The sequence below is a fragment of the Pedobacter yulinensis genome, from assembly GCF_003029735.1.
Taxonomy (GTDB): domain Bacteria; phylum Bacteroidota; class Bacteroidia; order Sphingobacteriales; family Sphingobacteriaceae; genus Pedobacter; species Pedobacter yulinensis.
Map to the genome: position 1 here is coordinate 924,604 of NZ_KZ686268.1, position 18,643 is coordinate 943,246.

Annotated in this window: 15 protein-coding genes; 12 read left to right on the top strand and 3 right to left on the bottom strand. The window is 53.4% G+C overall.

Translation table 11 applies throughout. The features are described 5' to 3' along the window. Positions 1–7: 7 nt before the first annotated feature. Together C7T94_RS04115 and C7T94_RS04120 are read right to left on the bottom strand one after the other, a co-directional pair. On the bottom strand, positions 8–4,384 hold the full coding sequence (locus tag C7T94_RS04115) for a DUF6603 domain-containing protein (RefSeq protein ID WP_107213862.1): 4,377 nt from the start codon (positions 4,382–4,384) through the stop codon (positions 8–10). An 18-nt stretch (positions 4,385–4,402) separates the two neighbouring features. Beyond that, positions 4,403–6,034 carry a hypothetical protein gene (locus C7T94_RS04120; RefSeq protein WP_107213864.1) on the bottom strand — a complete coding sequence of 544 codons (1,632 nt, stop codon included), beginning with the start codon at positions 6,032–6,034 and terminating at the stop codon, positions 4,403–4,405. A gap of 434 nt (positions 6,035–6,468) precedes the next feature. Between C7T94_RS04120 and C7T94_RS04130 the strand changes: the two genes are divergently transcribed. From C7T94_RS04130 to C7T94_RS04140, 3 genes are read left to right on the top strand one after another with little or no spacing between them, the layout of a single operon-like run. Next, complete coding sequence (locus tag C7T94_RS04130; protein ID WP_107213867.1) at positions 6,469–8,319, top strand: MGH1-like glycoside hydrolase domain-containing protein; 1,851 nt, start codon at positions 6,469–6,471, stop codon at positions 8,317–8,319. A 54-nt stretch (positions 8,320–8,373) separates the two neighbouring features. Beyond that, positions 8,374–8,820 (top strand): GNAT family N-acetyltransferase, encoded by a 447-nt coding sequence (locus tag C7T94_RS04135; protein WP_107213869.1) that lies wholly within the window; start codon positions 8,374–8,376, stop codon positions 8,818–8,820. Between the two features lie 47 nt (positions 8,821–8,867). After that, positions 8,868–9,239, top strand: coding sequence for a hypothetical protein (locus C7T94_RS04140; RefSeq protein ID WP_107213871.1), 372 nt, complete (start codon positions 8,868–8,870; stop codon positions 9,237–9,239). A 29-nt stretch (positions 9,240–9,268) separates the two neighbouring features. On the opposite strand, the gene C7T94_RS04145 is transcribed toward C7T94_RS04140, so the two are convergent. Continuing rightward, positions 9,269–9,922 (bottom strand): DUF1349 domain-containing protein, encoded by a 654-nt coding sequence (locus tag C7T94_RS04145; protein ID WP_107213872.1) that lies wholly within the window; start codon positions 9,920–9,922, stop codon positions 9,269–9,271. A gap of 119 nt (positions 9,923–10,041) precedes the next feature. Here C7T94_RS04145 and C7T94_RS04150 point away from each other — a divergent pair, with 119 nt between their 5' ends. The 9 genes from C7T94_RS04150 to C7T94_RS04190 all read left to right on the top strand — a co-directional run bounded on the left by C7T94_RS04150 (position 10,042) and on the right by C7T94_RS04190 (position 18,629). Beyond that, entirely contained in the window at positions 10,042–10,800 is a 759-nt protein-coding gene (locus C7T94_RS04150) for a response regulator transcription factor (RefSeq protein ID WP_107214663.1), read from the top strand. An 83-nt stretch (positions 10,801–10,883) separates the two neighbouring features. Then, complete coding sequence (locus tag C7T94_RS04155; protein ID WP_107213874.1) at positions 10,884–11,600, top strand: DUF3891 family protein; 717 nt, start codon at positions 10,884–10,886, stop codon at positions 11,598–11,600. Positions 11,601–11,718: 118 nt separating this feature from the next. Next, a complete protein-coding gene (locus C7T94_RS04160; RefSeq protein WP_107213877.1) occupies positions 11,719–12,804 on the top strand; it encodes a glycosyltransferase family 4 protein in 1,086 nt (361 codons plus the stop codon). Beyond that, positions 12,794–13,882, top strand: coding sequence for a glycosyltransferase (locus C7T94_RS04165; protein ID WP_107213879.1), 1,089 nt, complete (start codon positions 12,794–12,796; stop codon positions 13,880–13,882). The genes C7T94_RS04160 and C7T94_RS04165 overlap by 11 nt, the downstream gene beginning before the upstream one ends. Then, positions 13,879–14,697, top strand: coding sequence for a glycosyltransferase family 2 protein (locus C7T94_RS04170; protein WP_107213881.1), 819 nt, complete (start codon positions 13,879–13,881; stop codon positions 14,695–14,697). The genes C7T94_RS04165 and C7T94_RS04170 overlap by 4 nt, the downstream gene beginning before the upstream one ends. Positions 14,698–14,818: 121 nt before the next feature. Then, positions 14,819–15,946: a metallophosphoesterase family protein gene (locus C7T94_RS04175; RefSeq protein WP_107213883.1), complete on the top strand. Its 1,128-nt coding sequence runs from the start codon at positions 14,819–14,821 to the stop codon at positions 15,944–15,946. A 124-nt stretch (positions 15,947–16,070) separates the two neighbouring features. Further along, positions 16,071–16,790, top strand: a complete 720-nt coding sequence (locus tag C7T94_RS04180) for a membrane or secreted protein (protein ID WP_107213885.1) — start codon at positions 16,071–16,073, stop codon at positions 16,788–16,790. A gap of 60 nt (positions 16,791–16,850) precedes the next feature. Further along, positions 16,851–17,783, top strand: coding sequence for a helix-turn-helix domain-containing protein (locus tag C7T94_RS04185; protein ID WP_107213887.1), 933 nt, complete (start codon positions 16,851–16,853; stop codon positions 17,781–17,783). Between the two features lie 63 nt (positions 17,784–17,846). Then, entirely contained in the window at positions 17,847–18,629 is a 783-nt protein-coding gene (locus C7T94_RS04190) for an SDR family NAD(P)-dependent oxidoreductase (protein WP_107213889.1), read from the top strand. The last annotated feature ends 14 nt before the right edge of the window (positions 18,630–18,643 follow it).

Sequence of the window (18,643 nt, forward strand, 5' to 3'; positions counted from 1 at the left end):
AAGGTTGTTATTCGCTTTCTGCCTTTTCCTCACCAGCAAGGCGCAGCGCGGGCGCACTCAGCAGCAGGTTGTTGGCATTGCTTGAAAAATCTGAAACGTCTACCTCGTTGCTCAGTGCAAAACCCTGCGCAATGAGGCTGTTAATCCAGGAACTGCGTGTTGCAGCAACGGTAGCGTCAATCAGTGAAGACTGCATTTCTGCCATGGGGTTGTCGTTTCCGTAGGGATCTGTATTCACGACCTGGGGGGAAGACCAGTTCCAGGATACAGGGTTGCCGGGGTCATAAAGCAGCAGGGAAAGGTCTATCGCTGCGGTAGTGGCCGGCTGCGGCGGCACAGGAACCAGGGACACGCCCACCAGTACATTCTGCAGCGTGCCATCGGTGCTCATGGTGTTGGTGGTGTTGGCCCACAGGCCGCTGGCGACCTGTCCGGTCACGGCCTGGGCTACCCAAACATCTTCATCGCCGGCCGCTGGCGCTGTTATTTGTATGGTCAGCGCAGCCGTTAAACCGCCGGGCCCGACACCCATTGGCCCTACGCCAAGATTGGTGTTCCAGGATCCGCTTACAGGCGTACTGACCGGATTGTTGTGCTCGTCGGTGGTATTGACGACTGCAGAAGTAGCCGGGATCTGTAGTGTGAGCAGCATGACGAAGGTTTCGGGATCTACCTGCCAGGTGTAAGTGCTGATCGACTGAAGCAGCCCTGAACTTGCACTGAGTGAGAGGATGCTGTCTGTCGTGGTAACCGGTACGCCAGTTGCGTCGAGGGCCTGCGGTGCCAGCGGCGAGGCCTGCCCGGCAGGCGGTACAGACTGCGGCGGAGGGAGGAAACTCTCGGTAAAAATGTCCCAGTTGACTTCGGGCGGCTTTGAAAGCGAGGAACCAAAGTTGATGGAGATCGAAATGATCGACAGGTCCATACGGGCTGTACCGCCGAAAGGAAGGCCCCAGAGCTGCAGGCCCAGCCCGACAGACAGCGTGATCGTCGTTGTGGTGAACAGGAGATTCAGCTTCATCGACACACCAACGGTTACGCTGATGCTGACAATGAAACTGAAGGGTTTGAAACGGATCAGGAAATCAGCCTCAGCCGTAAACCAGGCCCGCAGGTTCCCGGCATGGTATACCGCATTCAGGCTGCCACCGGCCATGATCACCGAGGGGGTTAACGCAAAATAGGCGCTTCCGGTAATCGACATCAGTGATGACAGCTGCCAGGAAATGCCCAGCCGCGGCACGGCCGGATAATATTTTTGCGGAACATAATATGGGTTGTATCCACCCAGTGTAATGACGAAGTCGCCGGCGTAAGGGCTCGGGCTGAACCACAGATCAAATGCAAACCCGCCCGTCAGTTTTGCATTTTTACTGAGCACATATGAACTGGGCGTAAGCTGTGCATTGACCGCGAAGATTCCGTTCGAGGGCAGGAATTCAATCAGTATTTCCATCTGGGCTTCCGCGATGGGCTCGACTTTGATTTCGTCTTTTGTAGACAGGGGCACGCTGAGCGAAGATTCGCCCATGAGGGCAACAGCAAAGGTATTTCCAAAAGAAACGGTCAGCAGGGCAAATGAATTCAGCATCTCGAACGAGCTGAAACCGATTCCTGCAGCCAGCCAGTTCTGGTTATTTTGTGTGGAAACGAGCTGCTGCAGTTCAGCCTGTACCTGCGAGGCAGATTGCGGAGGGGTCTGTGTAACTGCCTGGATGAGCGGGTAAGTGGCTACGTTTTCGATCGTAGGCAACTGGATCTGCGCATTGTATCCAAAACCGCCGGCAAGGCCGGTCACAAAGAAAAAAGGCGGACCGCCGAGGGGCACTGAGACAGCCAGGTAAGCGAACAGCGAAGGCTGTCCCGCAACGGTGCTGTACATGCCAAAGGCGGTAACGCCGAACGGGCCGGCATTTACCGACAGGTTGCCAAGGTACTCGGCAGGCGTTTTGCCAGGGACCGTTAAAAGTCCCCCGGCCACACTGAAGCCTGTGCCGGTATAGGCGACCTCCAGTCCGCCAAGGCTGAATGAGGGTGTAAAGGGTTTTGAAATCGGAATTACGGCCTCCAAGGCGGTAAGGCCGATACTCAGGCCGCCCAGGGAAACGCCACCCGAAACAAGCAAAGCCAGGCTGTTGCCGTTTACGATCTGGAAACCGACGCTGTCAATCTGCACCGGGCCAAAGCTGCGCTGCACCTTTACCCAGGTAGCCAGGGAACCTGCCGGGGCCGAAGCCGGCAGGCCAGACTGCTGCGGTGCTGGCGGCTGCCACAGGGTTGTACTCTGCGCGGGCGGCGGTGGTGGTGTATCGTATTGCGAACCATCAGAAAGTGCAAACCTGACAGTAAAACTTTCGCTTAGCAATGTGCCTACGGCAAAGTCAATTGACAGCGTGATCCCGCTGCTTAACTGGGTTCCTACAATGGCCTGTTGCGCCGCACTCAGCGTTACCGCCGGCAAACTGTTTGTAGCACCCACGAAACGCAGGTTCGTGATGCTAAGCGTATCATCTCCCGCCGGTACCAGGTTGCCCACAACCGGGATGTTGGTGATGTCGATATTGATCGGTTCTCCTTTTGGGGTGGCTTCGAGACCGAAAACGAATCCCCAGGCGCCGGTCGTCGATTTGCCGGCAATGATGAGCGCGTCTCCGAACGATTTGGAATCCAGCTCGAACGTAAATATGAGGTTCTGCGAATCGAAGGTGAGTTTCGCTCCGGTAAGTGAAAGATCGATGTCTGGCAGCTGCGGAAGTCCGTATAAGCCGAGTGCCATGACAATATCGATATAGGTAATAGGTGTCCCGGTGTCTTTCCAGGCGCCGCTGAAGGTAAAATTAGTGTTTGAGAGGGTCAGGGCAATGTCGAACTGGTTGGTCTGGTCGATCCGGAAAATACCTTCAACCCCTGCCTGAATAAAAGGGGTGTTGGAAGAGTCGTAAGAGAAAAACATGGACAGTTCCTCAAAGGCAATGCTGCCGTTGTCGCCGAAGCCGAATTCCCATTCGCCGGCTATGACGAGGTCGGCGTTGAAAGTGCCCTGCGAAATGTCAGCCTGGAAATCGATCTTTTCAAAGACCAGGTCTGCAGGAACGGTGGTCTGCTGCGGATAGAATGCGGCGATCAATGCCGCTACGCCCGGTTCTTCGCCCGGTTGCAACTGGCCCGACAGAATCAGGTCTTCAGCATTGCCAAGCTGCGCCTGGATCAGGATCGGAACGACCCCGCCCAGTTCAAATATTCCTGCAAAATTGAATTCGTAAAGGGGCGAGGCGCCGAAGGGCTGGAAAATACTGAACGTAAATGCCAGGTTACCGATGGAGATGACCGGGGTGCTGCCATTCATCCAAACATTCCAGAGTTCGCCCTGGAGTACGGAAATGGTCATCATGGCATATTCCAGGTTATGCGAAGTAAGGCCGATGCCGAAATTCATGGCCGTAATCGCAATCAGACTCTCATCGGTCTGAAACTGGCCGGGCAGGCTGCTGACGATGCCATTGTTGCTCCCGAAATAGGTGTTGATCGCAGATTCATCAATGGCCAGCGCCGTGCCGGTTACCTCCAGGTTCAAGACGCCGTCGGCTTCGCCACTCAGCAGCGCGCCCAGGTTCAGGGTCGACTGGCCGAAGGCCAGTGACGCGGTGAAAAGTACCCCTTTCTGGTATTGGTCAATGCCGGGAAGCAGGCCGGCAAAAAGCGTCACCGAAAGTGTCAGCGAGACCGAACCCTGTCCAAAAAGATTTGAAATGGTACCCGAACCGAGGGCCAGCTGCATGTTGATGCTTTCCTGGCCTGGAACACTCATGTCCAGGCCGACCGGGCCGAAAACGGTACTTTCCGAAGTAAAAGCTTCGAGCAGGCTGAGGGCAAGGGTGAACGATGCGGGGCCCTGTGTGTGGCTGAATAAGCCGTAGAAATATAGTCCGGAGGCGGTAGCCGCCGCATTGTTGACCGGATCTGTGGCCGGGCCCGAGGTCATGACCAGGGCCGGTGCAACGGAGGTGTCAAGAACGAGCGTATCATAAATGCTGCCCGCAAAAAAAGGGATCGACTGGCTGAAGGTCCAGGCTCCCGGAAGAGCGAAGTGCATCAGCAGGATGAATGCGCCGCTGTTCACAGAATCAGGGCTGAACTGGATCGTGACCTGGGGGTTGACCAGGCCGAAAAAAGACCCGTTCACATTTCCTTTGAAGACAATGTTGGCGCCTTCTGCGGCAAAACCGGTGCTGTTATTGAGCGGTATGGTGGTACTGGTTATGCCCAGTTGCGTAAACAGCGCCGTGTAGGCGGGGTTCTGAAGCGTGGAAATATCCATGCTGCCGGAACCGGCTCCTCCCGGGTAACCTTGCTGCAGGAGGGCAAGCAGATCAGATTGAGTCATGCTGGTGCGGGTTAAAGGTCAGGATTGCAGTTGAAGGCTGATGGCCAGGTGGTCGCTGATGGCGTGTCTGTAAATGGTCAATGCATCGCCAATACCGGCAGGTGTTACATTGAACCCGTTTGTTAACAGTGTCTGGGTTGCGGTCAGTGAACTGATCGCATCGGTGGTGCTTGCCAGTCTTGCATTATAGGTCGCCAGCTGGGCAGCCGCATTCTTCGCCCGTTTTTGCAGCGTGGTATTACTGGGGTCCTTGCTCAGGTTGGCCGCTGCCGTCTTAGAGGTGTTTGTGCCTCGCTTTACAGCTGCCGCAATCTTGGCCTGCGCCTTGTTTGCAGTCGCCAGCGCTTTCTGAACGTGCGCAAGTCCGCCAAATGCACGAAAAAACACCATAAGCGCCGTTGCTATGGTTGCATTGAACCCGGTTCCGGGATAAAAAGCTTCGAGTGGCAGCGTAATCTTGGGCGAATTGGCTACCATAGACAACTGATTGGCACTCGTGCCGCTTGTCCGGTAGTAGAAATTGTCGTAAATGTTCCCCTGGGTATCCTGCGGTTTGGCCGTATTGGTTACGAATCTTGAGCTAAGCGAGGTGTAGGAGGGGTAAGGAAGCCTTGCAAAGCCGGCACTCAGGGGGCTAAGGATGATTGGATTAAAGATAAGTTCTGTTTTCTGAGGTGTGATGGGGCCGAATACGACGCCGTTGGGGTTGCCCGTTGCCGGAGCGCGCTGGTACAACCTGGCCATGGTAAAGGTCTGATTGCTTGCAACGTTAAAATCGCCCATTACCATCATGTTTTTGTCTGGATTAGCCGGGGCGAGCGGCAAGCTCATCCCGATGATGTTAATCGCTTCAAAACGCGTAATATCCTGCGGTCCCGGGGCATGGTAGAGCGCCAGGGTTAAAGGTTTCGTGTCGAGCTTGAGGTTGATCAGGTAGGGGGACCGGTCACCGTAAGTAACAAAACGCAGCACGTCAAGCTGGGTCAGAATTGACCCGATCTGAGTAAGCTGTTGCGCTGTAAAAGTAACCGGTGGGGGCGGGTTCTTCGTGGCATCAAATTTTACCGGTGTGCCGTTCTTCAGCGATTGCCAGATGTCTGGATTGACGCGGAAGGTTTTGGTTCTTTTGTTTGATGAACGTTCTCTCCAGATACCCTTGATCAGGTAGCCGTTTGCGGTGAGCGACAAAAGGAAATCGGACTGATCGGTAGCGGCGGTCACATTGGCAGCCTGGAAGAGGCCGGCGAACGCTTGTTCATCGGCCACATTGAGAAGCGAGGTCGGCCCCGGGAGTGCCGTCATGTCCAGATCGAAGGTAGCGGTAGATTTCCAAAGGTAAATGTACTCTTCCTGCGTACCCCCATCCTGCCGGGAACTTACAGCGCCCTTCCAGGTTGTGCCGGCGGTACCATTGTTGTTCAGGGCAGATAGCAGCCAGTTGTTCAGCAGCTGACCGATGCCGGACTTGACTTCCATGATGCCCATTACGTCAAGGTTGAGCCCCTTCGCAACGGCAGCAATAAAATCTACGATCTGGGATTTGGAGAGCGGCGGGGTTGCCTGGCCTTTGACTTTTGGTGACAAAATCGCCGCCTTGGCCGCGCCGAAGCTCTCAACGTTCCAGCTGAGAACGGTAATTGTGGTAGACATAGGGAATAGGGTTGATTACTACCAATTTACAAAAAGATCGGAAATTGCCAGCGACAACCAGGAAGAAATTTATCCCGACATCTCCTGGATCAGGACAGGAAGAATCGTTCATGACATGCATGTAAAGAAAATGCCTTTTGCCGCTTAAATACTGATTATTTAAGATGAGCCTGTCAGGTATGTCTGTTTTGTTCATTTTGTTCAGTTGAGAATCCTCCAAAACTTCTGAAACTGCGGGGCCGGCGCAGGCGTTGCGGAAATGCGTTTTTCTTACCTTCATCCGAAGGCCACTGTACCCATTGCGACAGCCCCGACACAGGGTCCGGCAGCCTAAGCTGCTAAAAGGATTTTATGCACTTCCGCTTTATTCAGCTATATTCGGTTTGGGACATCTGCGGCTTTCGCAACGCAGATGAACCGGTAACTGATCCGCTATGTCAAATTTTCTGAATCCCGTCCGGGTGTTCCCTGCTGCACTATTTAGCCTGTCGATCCTGCTGATCGCCTTATCCGCTCACAGCCAGAAGGCACCGGCTCCAGATGTGGAATTGCGCCGGCTGAAAGAACTGTCGGCAGCCCGCTTGTCTGCCGATATAGACGAGTTCAATGCCTACAGGGATCGTCCTGAATCAGACGGGCCGTTCAATGCCCGCAACAATAAATCCTTCCTGCAGGAAAACATTCCCCTGTTTATCAGTTCCGATACTCAGATGCGCAGGGTGTACAATTACCGCTGGTGGATGATCAGCAAACACCTCAAAGAATACGATGACCTGCGCGACCGTAGAAAATACTGGGTAGTGACAGAGTTTTTCGGCCTAAAGCCCTGGGCTTCGCTGAGCGGCGCGATTACCTGCCCGGCCGGTCACCAGTTTTACGACGTCAGGTGGCTGCGGGATGGGCGGTTTTTAAAGTCATATGCCGACTATTTCATGAGCGGGTCGGCCTCGAAACTGAACCAGCGTGAGAATGATAACTTTCTCACCTATTTAAGTCGGCCCGAAAGCCACCATTTTTCGAGCTGGATGGTCGACGGAATCGGAGCCTACCTGAAGGTGCATCCGGACAGGCAGTGGTTGCATGGCCTGCTACCGCATATGGAGAAACACCAACAGGTTTGGGACAGCCTTTTTACGGTCAGGAAACCCGGGGCCAGAACCGATGGGATGTACAAAATCCTGGATTTATATGATGGCATGGAGTTCAGTCTTTCGGCAGTTCTTGGCTTGATTGCCAGCGATGGCGCTTACAGTCTGTATACGGCCGAAAACTGGAAAAACTATTACCTGGGCTGGGAGACTACAGGAAACGCAGCGGCTTCAGCGCAGGCCAGGCAATACCCGCGCGCATACCGCAAAGGATATCCTGATTTTTACCTGGTCAGGCCCTCTGTTAACGGATATGCTTACGCGAACCTACGGTCGTTGTCTGATTTGTATGAGCTGGATCGTGTGCCCGGCGGTACGGAGAGCAAAAAGAAATCTGCACTGTACGCAGCGCGGGCAACTGCTTTACAGCAAAAAGTACTGAACGTGCTATGGAATGAACAGGACCAGTTTTTTAACACCTACAGTGCAGGCGACAACGCGTTCGGCAAGGGCGACTATGAGGCGCGCGTGCGGGAATCGGTAGGCTACACGCCCTGGTATTTCAACATGCTGCCGAAAAATCAGGCCCGGCGCTTCAGCAAAGCCTGGGATATGTTTCGCTCGCAGCAAGGATTTTACCACGCAGCAGGAATGACGACTGCAGAACGCCGGCACCCTTACTACAACGAGCAGGCCTATGCCTGGAACGGCCGGGGCTGGCCTTTTCAAAATTCCGTTGTCTACAAAGCATATGCAAACTACCTTCGTAACTATAAGCAGGAAATCACAGATGCCGACCGGCAGCTTCTGTATGACTACGTTCAGAAACTGGCACAAATGCATGGCAGGGAAAGCCTGAACATTGGCGAATGGTACATTCCGAGCAACGGCCTTGCTTTTGGTGGTGAGAAGGATTATTTTCATTCCACTTTCCCCGACATCCTGATCGAGGATCTGCTCGGCTTCAAGCCAAGTCATGAAAACAAGTTTTCAATTCATCCCTTATTGCCAGCAGATAAATGGGACTACTTTTATCTGGGAAACATCCGTTACCACGGCCATGACATCGACATCGTCTGGAAAAAAGACTGGGATTCCGGCAAGCCCGGAAACCAGGGCGGCCTCTGTGTTTGGATAGACAACCAGCTACGGGCCAGGGCGGGTTCGCTTGATCGTGAACTCAGCATTAATTTATAGACAGAGCGGCGCATGTAACCGGTCTCCCGCAGGAATACCTTACTTTTATCCGGCATGACACAAATCTTTCAGGCAACGGCCCATCACCATGACGAGGTACTCGCGATCTGGGAAAGCGCCGTCCGCGCTACCCATCATTTCCTTTCCGAGACTGACATCATTTTTTACAGGGAATCGCTGCGGTCGGCACTGCCCGAGATGGAAGTCTACTGTTTGGCCGATGCCGATGGCATTACAGGCTTCGTCTGCGCAGAAGAGCAAATGGTACATGCCTTGTTTGTGCGCCCGGAAAAGGCAGGTCAGGGCGTGGGCACGGCGCTCATGCAGTTTGCCATTGAAGAAAAAAAGATCTTTCGTGTCGATGTAAATGAACAAAATGAAGCGGCTTTTCGTTTCTATAAACGGCTTGGCTTCAAAGTGTTTGCAAGGCGGGAGTTGGATGGGGCCGGTAAGCCGTACCCATTGCTGATGCTTGAACTGCCGCAACCTGGTAGCGCTTAAGCAGCGCTCTTCATCTTATCTGTATTGTATTCCTTAAAAAAAGACCAATGAATCCGACTGTTGCCATTCCCCTGCGCAAGGAAACCCTGAATGCCATACTGGCAGGACGGCCTGACCGCATTGCGCTGCTGCAGACCGACCTGCAAACTTATCCTGCTCAGTTGGCCGACCTGGTAAATGCCTATTTGGAGGAGCGTTACCGGATGACCGGCGGGCCCGGGCTGCTGATCGATTTTACGGAAAAACTCCGGGGCACGGTCCTGGTTAACTTTCGCGCCAGCCAATACAATGCCTGTGACGGAATCGAACTGACAATTCATGACGACCGCCGCCTGCAGTTTGAGGTCGATACAATCAAGGCAACGCTGCGCATTAGCGGAGATCCGGTTCCTGAACGGTCTACTTTCGAAGAATTTTAGGAAACTGCTCACGCAACTGCCATTGGCGTTCAGTTTCCGGCATTTTCTTTCAGCCATTTGAGCCGGCGGGCATCGGGCAGGTGTTTCACGGAGAAATGTTCAAAACGCGCTTCAAAACCCTTCCCGTCTGGCGAAGCGGCCATGAGGCCAACCATAACCGGTGTGTTGTCTTTCAGGTAGGCATTGCGCATCATGGTGTACTCTTTGTCATCGAAAGAATAGAATACCTCGACGGCATCCAGCCGCCTTACAGCTTTGATCCAGACAAAAGGGAGGGCTTTATCTTGTTTGATAACACTCCAGTCGCTCGTTTTGTGTGTCACCACCGTGCTCAAATTGTAGCTGCCGTCTACAAACTCGATCCCCGCCTTAATGTAGTTTTCCTGGTCGGTGCGCAGCATGATGCCCATCTGGTCAAAGCGGGCCTTGTAATTGCCGGTTATTTTGACCTTAACCTCAAACTCGCCGCCATAGGTGCCGAAATAAAAAGGCGCATCATCGACTGTAAAGCCGTAGTGTGAAATACGCCAGTAGTCGCTTTGCGGGGTAACGAACATGGTCAGGACGTTGTTTTTTATTTCCCACTTTTCGGGTTCGTTAAACCATTGCATTTTTTCGAGTTTTTGGGCAGAGCAAACCTGCGTCAGGGCCAGGCCCAGTAAGCTAAAAAGGATTCTTTTCATATAATAGTCAATTCGCTTCCGTACAGTTTTCAGATGCCCGCACCTGGAATCATTATCTTTTGCAAAATTACCAGGCGTACACAGGCGTTTCAATACTGATTAATAACCATTTTTGCAGCATGAATGATATTGCAGTGATTCTGGGCAACCAGCTGCTTTCGCAGGATTTTGAACAAGCAGGCGGCGGCACCAAACTCGAGCAGGCCAAACACCTGGCCAGCCTGTACGCTTCTGCCGACCAGGCCATCGTGGTCTTAAGCGACCTGGTTTTCAACAAAAGTTATGTGTATTACGGTTCGGCAGCAGCCGCGCTTGGGTTGCAGGGACAGTTAAGCGGTGCTCAGATTGATTCGATCTGGGAAGAGGAGGTTTTTGCAAGGATCCACCCGGACGACCTGCAAGCCAAACACATGCAGGAGCTTCGTTTTTTTCACTTTCTCAAGGGTATTTCGCCGGCTGAACGTTCAGATTACCATGTGGTGCGAAAACTGCGGATGTACAATGCCATGAACCGGTATGTACCTGTACTGCATCGGATGTATTACCTGCTCGACCTGCGAAATGACCATACCGAAATGGCCTTGTGCCTGTACGGTTTTGACCATTTTCCCTCTGATCATTTTGAAGGACGTATTGTAAACGCGCGTACCGGCGAGGCTGTGCCTGCCGGCGACGGGCGGGCCAATATGCTGTCCCGGCGCGAACAGGAAGTGCTTTCGCTCATTGACAGTGGCAAAGCAAGCAAGGAAATTGCGGGTACGCTTTGTATCAGCCTGAACACCGTAAACAGGCACCGCCAGAACATCCTTGAAAAGCTGCGGGTCAGCAACTCGATCGAGGCCTGCCGTGTGGCGCGCTCGTTCAACTGGATCGGCTAAGGCCTGGTTTTGCCGGTAGGGTTAAACCTTTCGGGCTTTGAAACGTTCCTTCAGCGACCGCAGCAGCCGCTGCGTGGCAAACAATGATTGTAAATTACACAGAACAGGGTTGGGAGATTATAACGCAGCGGGCACACGGACTGCTGGCCGCGGCGCTGGCGGCGCAATGGAAAAAGAAATACCGCGGGCCGAGATGGCTGGAGCTGCTTACCGCGATTGCCGAGCACGACGACAGCCGGATTGAACTGCTGCAGCCGGACATCCTGACGGCTGCAGGTGCACCGCTCGATTTCAAGATGAAAGGTTTCGACCTTCGCCATTGTGAAGAAACGGTTTTGATGGCCCGCAGTAAAAGTACATACATTGCTTTGCTTTGCTCCATGCACCTGGGTTTCGTATGCCCCCCGGATGCACCTGCCCAAGTGCAGGCTTTCCTTAAAGACCAGGTTTCGCAGCGTGAGGCCTGGCGCAGGCAGTTGGGGATAACGGCCACACAAATCAGAAAAGACTACAGCCTGCTGGAATGGTGCGATGCGCTTTCGCTGCTTCTCTGTCAGCACGAGAATCAGCCAGAAGGCAGAAAAGTAGAGATCAGCAAGGGCCCGGATGGCAAAGTTCACCAGCTTTCACAACGGGGAAATGAGCTGACCGTAACGCCCTGGCCCTTTGAACACACCTCGTTCGAGGTGAGTTATGAATACCGCGTACTTAACAGGCTGGTGTTTGACCAGCCGGCTCAATTCAGGGAAATAATGCTTAAAACAGTTCCCCAGACGCGCATCTGGACATTAAAAAAATAGTTCCCGGGCTTTTAGCCAGCCTATACACCTAACGGCTCTGGTCTTTGTCTGACTCTGCGCAGAATTGATGAAACAATTCGTGGTTTAAATACTTTGATATAGGAGTCAGCTACTGAATATGAAAATAGGTATAATTGCACATTTAAAACACCCGATACGTAAGCCTTTTATGGGCGGCCTGGAAGCTTTTACCCATGAAGTGACTAGTCATCTGATTGCACGCGGTCATGACGTAACCCTTTTTGCGAGCGAACAATCAGATCCGGAACTCGGCCTGCGTTCGATCTTAAGCGATGAAGATTACAACCGGCAAACCTTGAGCCGCTTTCCTTCGCACGAGCTTGTGGAAGATTTTATATCGACCCACCACGCTTACCTGGAGCTGATGCAGGACATAGACCGGGAGGGTTTCGATGTTATTTTTAACAACAGCCTAAATTATGTGCCCATTACCATGGCTACGCTGATCAGCACGCCCATGGTGACCGTGCTGCATACGCCGCCTATATTCGAAATGAAGCGGGCGGCGGCCCAGGAACAAAAGATCGGCAAGATCCGCTATGTGTCTGTCTCTAAATCGAATGCAGTTGCCTGGAAACCCTATATTTCAGATTGCGAAATCATATCAAATGGCATTAACCTCGATAAATGGGACTTCCATGATCGCAATGACGGGAATTATGTAGTCTGGTTTGGCCGCATTCATCCCGATAAGGGAACGCACCTGGCCATTGAGGCGGCAGGGCTGGCCGGATACCCGATTAAAGTAGCCGGGAGCATTGCTGACCGGCATTATTTTGAAACCTACGTCAGGCCCTTGCTGGGTGCTGGCGCAGAACTGCTGGACCACCTCGATCACGCTCAGCTTAACAAACTGATCGGCGGAGCTGCAGCGAGCGTCATTACGCCATGCTGGGAGGAACCTTTCGGCCTGGTCATTGCCGAAAGCCTGGCTTGCGGGACGCCTGTTGCCGGTTTTGCGCGCGGTGCCCTGCCGAACCTGGTGTGCCCAGAAACAGGCCGCTTAACAAGCAGCAGCGATCCGCAGGATCTTGCCCATTGCATTGCCGAAGCTGCCAGATTGGATCGCGGGGCCTGTCGCCGCCGGGCCGAAGACCGGCTAAGCATTGAGACCATGATCTCGTCTTACGAGGCATTGTTTTCGGAAGTGGCGGCTAACCGGTACCTTTCGCATGCCGTATAAGTTTTGTTTTTACATTCATCACCACGGCTCGGGTCACCTGATGCGGGCACTGTCAATTGCCAGGCATCTGCCTGCGGCTGACGTGATCTTTGCCGGCAGCGGTCTGGAAGCGCGCCGGGCCTTGATTCCTGCCGGTTTGAAGTGGATAGACCTGCCCTCAGACCTGCCAGGTGCAGGCGACCTGTTAGCCGGTGCGCCCGGAACAACACCTTCTTTTGTACACTATGCGCCCTACCACATACAGGGCTTGAAAAGCCGCAGCCTGGAACTGGTTTCTGCTTTCACTGCGCATCCGCAGCTGTTGCTGGTTGTCGACGTGTCGGTTGAAGTAGCGTTGTTGGCCCGCTTGTGCGGCGTTCCCTATGTTTATATACGCCAGCATGGCCTGCGCAACGATCTGCCGCACAGGCTGGCCTATGAAGCGGCAGAAATGATCATTGCGCCTTATGCGGCCGAAATGGCGCAGCCCGATCAGGAAGGCCGGTTTGCAGAAAAAACGCTGTTTAGCGGTGGGTTTTCCCGCTATACGGGCATGCACGCTGCTTCCCGGCAGGTTCTTCCCCGGGTAGCGGTCTTTATGGGCCAGGGTGGCACCTGTTTTGACGAAAATTTTTTATTGCGCTTGAGCGCCCAGCTGCCGGCCACTGAGATTCACGTCATCGGCAGACTGCCGGCCGTCCCGGGTCACAGGCCGGCAAATTGTGTTTTCCACCAGCACCTGGCTGATCCATCGGATGTGCTCCTGACCTGTGAAGCTGTTATTGCCAATGCCGGCCACAATACGGTTATGGAACTGGCAGACCTGGATCTGCCTTTTGTTTGTGTTCCCGACAGCCGCCCTTTCAAGGAGCAGGAGACGAAAGCGACCCACCTGGAAAGGCTGCGCGTGGCCCGGGTGGTGTGGCCGGAAGAGTTTGTGCAGGCGGACTGGACTGCATGCCTCGCTGATGCAATTGCACTGAAAGAGAATGAAGCCGCTACCCGCCTGACCGATCCCGCCGCACTGGGTGTTATTGCCCGTCAGCTGCAGGCGTTGCACGCCACATTGTTTTATACACAAACCGATCGCCAGTCATGAACGTCTCTGTACTCACACTTGTGCACAACCGCAACGCTGCCCTTCGCAACACCCTGGCCGGCCTGGCCGCCGGAACGGTGCTTCCAGCCGAAGTCATTGTCATGCACCTGAATGAAGAACCTGTGCCATTGCCCGGGATGCCCTTCCCGGTCCATCAGTTAACATTGTATACAGGCGACAGCCTCAACCTGGCTATGGCCCGCAACCGGGCTATGAGCTGCTCCTCCTCTGACCTGAATATTTTTCTCGATGTTGATTGTATACCCGCGTTGAACCTGATTGAGCGGTACCTTGATTGCTTCGCCACTGCAGATGATGTATTGTGGTCGGGCAAGGTCCGTTACCTGCCAGAAGGGGCGACCGGTTCGGATAACTGGCTTCAGCGCATGCATGAGCTGAGCAAACCAGATCCGGTTCGCGACGGACACGACCACTATCCATATGAATGGTTCTGGTCGCTCAATTTTGCCTGCTCGGCCGCGGTATTTGAAAAAATAGGCGGTTTCGATGCCGCATTTAAAGGATATGGTGCGGAAGATACCGATTTCGCTTTTGCTGCGCGGAAAAATCGGGTGCCACTCCAGGTTGCCGCTGCCACGGCCTATCACCAGCACCACAGCAGTTGCTCGCCACCGCTAAACCATTTCAGCGCCATCATTGAAAACGCCCGCGTTTTCAATGAAAAATGGCAGGAATGGCCCATGCCAGGCTGGCTGCAGGCCTTTGTTCAGCTGGGATTGATCAGGCTGCAGGGCAATGCCCTTGAGGTGCTGCGCCATCCAACCGAAGCGGAGATTACACAGGCACGCAAATAACCGAACGGCTGTTTTGGCTGCTTGTCAAATGCCACGAGGATATTACCGCCTGTTCATCTTAACAGCGCGCCGCTTTTGTATCTTAGATAACCGGTAGCTACCTGAGCTGCCGCTCAATTGCATGAAAATTTTTCTGTTTGATCGGTTTAAGATACCTGGAGGTATCCGGGCCATAGCCGGGAGACTGCTGCTGTTCGTCTTTTTGTTGTCGCTCAGCCCGGGCAGACTGAGCCGGGCAGCCAGATCGGAAACGCCTGCAACGTTTACCGTGGTCGTTTTACCTGATACACAGAATTATATTCAGAACTTACGGCGAATTGCCAACCGGCAGATGTTCCGCGAACAGGTTGACTGGATCGTAGCAAACCGGCGAAGCCGCAATATTGTCTACGTGACGCAGCTAGGCGACCTGAGCCAGAGCATCAACATGGCCAAAGGCGGGCATGAGGAGACGACAGCCAGAGCCATCAGTGAGGAACGGTTTCGGGCCTGCGATACCATCATGCGCCCGCTTGATGCTGCGGGAATACCTTACGGCATCGCCGTGGGAAATCACGACCAGTTTCCGTTGGCCGGCGATGCCTCGGGCAGCAGCACGGCGTTGTTTCATAAATGGTTTGTGAACCAAGGTGGAACCCGGTCCCGGTTTGATGGCAAACCCTGGTTCGGGGGAACCCGCGAGGCCGGTAACTACGACGATCATTACGACCGCTTCCGTGCAGGCGGCAAGGCGTGGATCGTTATTTACCTGGAGTTTGACGATGACCAGGTAAACAATACGGCAGATGACGAAGCGCGAAATGGCTGGGCTTTACAATTGCTCAAAAAATACGCCGACCATACGGCCATCGTGGTTACCCATAACGCGGGTAAGCTGAAGCAAAAAGCGTTCAGCAAACAGGGGCAGCTTATTTACGATGCACTTAAAGACCAGCCAAACCTGGTCATGTTGCTAGGCGGCCACATCGCCAACCTGAATGGCGACGTCAATTATTTCCGTACCGACCGTGGGGCGCTTCCGCCTGTTCGCACTTATATATCCGATTTTCAGTCGCTTAGCCCGGACGGAACAACGGCCAGCGTAAATGGGGGCAACGGTTACCTGCGGGTTATGCAGTTCTCAGTAAAGGAAAACCGGGTGCGGGTCAGCACGTTCTCGCCCTATCTGGAAAAACGGGGCCAGCCCAACCAATTTGCCGGTAAAGGGGCGCACCAGTTTGAGAAACCGATATTTGGCGGTGCGGGCTAGGAATGGGCTTGTCAGGCCAGAATCAACAATGGCGCGTAAATATATATACGGGCCGCCGGTAATAAAAAATACCTGGGTTTAGTTATCTTTAGTATTCAGATCATCAACCATTAAAACAATCGAAATGAGTAGGTTTACAAAATCCGCCATGCTGCTGATCCTTGTGGTATTGGGCGCAACAACTGCCTTGCAGGCACAGACTTCAGGCCTGACAGGTGCCTGGCAACTTGCCGATGGCAATAACCAGCACCACCTTTTCTTCCAGGATGGCTATTATTTTCATACGGTACACAACGGTAACCAGTTTATTGCCAGCCAGGGCGGCACCTTCCAGGTCAAAGACCAGGGTGTTGCGGCGACGGTGTTATACGATACTGCAGACTCCGCGCGCGTAGGTACAGGCCTGAACGTACCGTTCAGTATAGCTGGTGAGCGACTCACGTTGCAGATGCCTGAAGGGGAAGTGAGTTTTACGCGTGTAGACGATGGCAAAGCGCCCCTCGCGGGCGTATGGCGCATAACCGGCAGGGCGGGCGATGACGGTAAGGTTGCCGCAATTCACCAGTCAGGAACCAGGCAGACGTATAAAATGCTGACCGGCACCAAATTCCAGTGGGTGGCCATCGATCCGGCAAAGAAACAATTTTCAGGTACCGGTGGTGGTTCCTATACCTTTGCCAATGGCAAATACACCGAAAAAATCGAGTTTTTTTCCCGCGATTCCAGCCGGGTAGGGGCTACACTTGGTTTTGACGGCAAACTCCAGGATGGAAACTGGCACCACAGCGGTCTGAGCAGCAAGGGCGCCAAGATCTACGAGGTTTGGAGCAAAGTACAACGCTAAGCTTCGTTTCGGGCTTTCGGAGAAAGCAGGTACATTTGATTTTTGCAAAAAGCAGAACAAATGGAAACGACACTTGAGGATTTTTATCAGGAAATGGCCGCTGCCTCGGGCCGAGACCTGCAGAGCTTGCTGCCCGGGGCCATTGACAAGGAAATCGGACATTTCAACGTGTTTGCCTTAGACCAGCTGTACGATCAGGCCACGGGCAAACACCTCATGCCTTACAGCAAGCGGGCCTATTATAAGATCAGCCTGATCGAAGGGTGTAACCGGGCAGAATACGCAGACAAAGTAATCGAGATCGACGGGCGGGCTTTGCTCTTCGCGACACCCAAAATTCCATACAACTGGATACCGCAGAACGACAAGCAGTCGGCAGTATTCTGTGTGTTTACGCCCGAATTTTTAAGCCGCAACAAAACTGGTGTGGTGATCGACGAACTGCCGATCTTTAGTCCGGGGCAGCACCCGATCTTCCAGCTTTCTGAAACTGAAGCTGCCGGGGCGGCCGGGCTCTTTGAGCGCATGCAGCGCGAACTGTCGTCTGATTATAAGTATAAATACGACCTGCTTCGAAACATGGTTATGGAACTGATCCATTTCGGGCAGAAGCTGCAGCCAGCTTCAAAATTATATTCCAGCCATCATGCAGGTCACCGCATATCTTCCTTATTTATCGAATTGCTCGAAAGGCAGTTTCCCATCGAGTCACAGCAGCAGCGTCTTTTGCTGCGCACAGCAGGCGATTATGCGAACCGGCTCGCGGTACACATCAACCACCTGAACAAAGTGCTCAGGGAAAGCACCGGCAAAACCACAACAGAGATCATTGGCAGCAGGATCATCCAGGAGGCGAAGATCCTGCTCAGACAAACCGACTGGAATGTGTCTGAAATTGCATGGGTACTTGGATTTGAGGAGATTGCTCATTTCTCCAATTTTTTCAAACGGCAAACAGGTCTGGCACCTCAAAAATTCAGGTCTGATGATTGATTTTTGCAAATTTCAGATTGATGTCTGCAAACATGACAGCAGCGAACCAGCCTACCTTTGGGTATGGAAAATTCAAAAAATTTAAGCGCATCACAACGCATTGCACTGGTAACCGGCGGCAGCCGCGGCCTGGGACGAGACATGGCCATTAAACTGGCCGCAAAAGGTCTGGATGTGGTGCTGACATTTCAATCGCAACAAGGCGAGGCAGATGCTGTCGTCAATGAGATCAGCAGGATGGGCCGGAAAGCAGCCGCTTTGCAGTTCGATGTGCTCGACATTGCGGGTTATAATGCATTTGTCGAAGCACTTGCGGCTACGTTTTCTGCGACTTTTGGCACTGCGAAGCTGGACTTTCTCATTAACAATGCCGGCTTTATTTATACCGCACCGTTCGGGCAGGTCACTGAGCAGCAGTATGATGAGCTGGCCCAGATACACTTAAAGGGCCCTTTCTTTTTGACACAAGCGCTGCTGCCCTTGCTGAACGATGGCGGTGGTATTGTGAATGTATCGACCGGCCTTACCCGTTTTGCCACACCTGGTTTTGCTGCCTATGCAGCCATGAAAGGCGGCATGGAAGTGCTTACAAAATACCAGGCAAAAGAACTCGGCGAACGCCGCATCAGGGTAAACATTGTTGCGCCCGGGGCGATAGAAACAGATATTCAGGGCGGTGCGGTGCGCGATAATGCTGAGCTGAACAAGCATATTGCATCGGTTACCGCCCTGGGGCGTGTAGGCCTGCCAGAAGACATCGGTGGAGTTGTCGCTTTTCTGTGTACCGAAGAGGCCAGGTGGATCAATGCGCAGCGTATTGAGATATCTGGCGGCATGAACCTTTAGGCATGGCTTAAGTG